The 1,045-nt window shown below is 68.0% G+C and carries 1 protein-coding gene; it reads right to left on the minus strand.

What is annotated here, in order from left to right:
- Positions 1-22 precede the first annotated feature (22 nt).
- On the minus strand, positions 23-931 hold the full coding sequence (locus ACIBR0_RS28715) for an IS5 family transposase (RefSeq protein WP_396720870.1): 909 nt from the start codon (positions 929-931) through the stop codon (positions 23-25).
- Positions 932-1,045 lie beyond the last annotated feature (114 nt).

Genomic DNA, 1,045 nt, shown 5'->3' on the forward strand with positions numbered 1-1,045 from the left:
AGTGAGTGTTTGAGAATTCGGCTCAGGTGTTGGTTGCCTGGGCCGGATTCGTGTGTCGGGCTAGGCGGGTGGCCATGACGTGGATCATGGCCCAGGTGACGAAGGCGGCGTGGGTGGCGGGTAGGTGTTCGTAGTCGCGGACGCAGCGGCGTTTCTTGCTGATCCAGGCGAAGGTGCGCTCGACGACCCAGCGTCGGGGGAGCACGACGAAGGTGTGTTGGCCGGGGAGTTTGCGGACTAGGAACAGGGTCAGGTCCAGGGCGTGGCGGCACCAGGTGGCCAGGGTGCCGATGTAGCCGCCGTCGGCCCAGATCAGGCGCAGCTCGGGGTGGAACAGTCGGGTGCGCCAGAGCAGGTGCCGGGCGATGCTGCGGTCATTGACGCCGGCTCCGGTGACCATGATCTGCAGGAGCAGGCCCATGCTGTCCACGACGATGTGGCGTTTACGGCCGTTGACCTTCTTCGCCACGTCGAAGCCGCGGCTGTGTCGGGGCACGGTGTCCGCCGCGCGCACCGACTGGGAATCGATGATCCCGGCGGTGGGACGGCTTTGCCGGCCGGTGGCGGTGCGGCACTGCTCCCGCAGCCGCTCGTGCAGCCGCATCAACGTGTGATCGTCGCGCCACCGGGCGAACCACCAGTACACCGTGCCCGGCGGTGGGAACTCCCGCGGCAGCGCCCGCCACGAACAGCCGGTGCACGTGATGTACAGGATGGCTGAGACGATCGCCCGCATCGGATGCGCCGGCGGCCGCCCCCGGCGACCGTCGACCACCGGCGTCACCAGCGGCGCGATCAACGCCCACTGCGCATCAGTCAGATCACTGGGATACCGCCGCCGCACCGCCCTCTCCCGCTCCCGCCGCACCCGCTGCGGCGGATAACGGCGGGGCGAGGCGGACTGCTGATCAGCGATCGGGTACAACGTCATCAGAAGGCCCTCGGCACGGAAACGGTTGGCTCGACACCACCGGACCTACCGAGGGCCTTCCCTTACCTCCAACACGACACGCCGCCGAACCAACCCACTTCTCAAACGCTCACT

The organism is Micromonospora sp. NPDC049497 (genome assembly GCF_044465805.1).
GTDB lineage: Bacteria > Actinomycetota > Actinomycetes > Mycobacteriales > Micromonosporaceae > Micromonospora.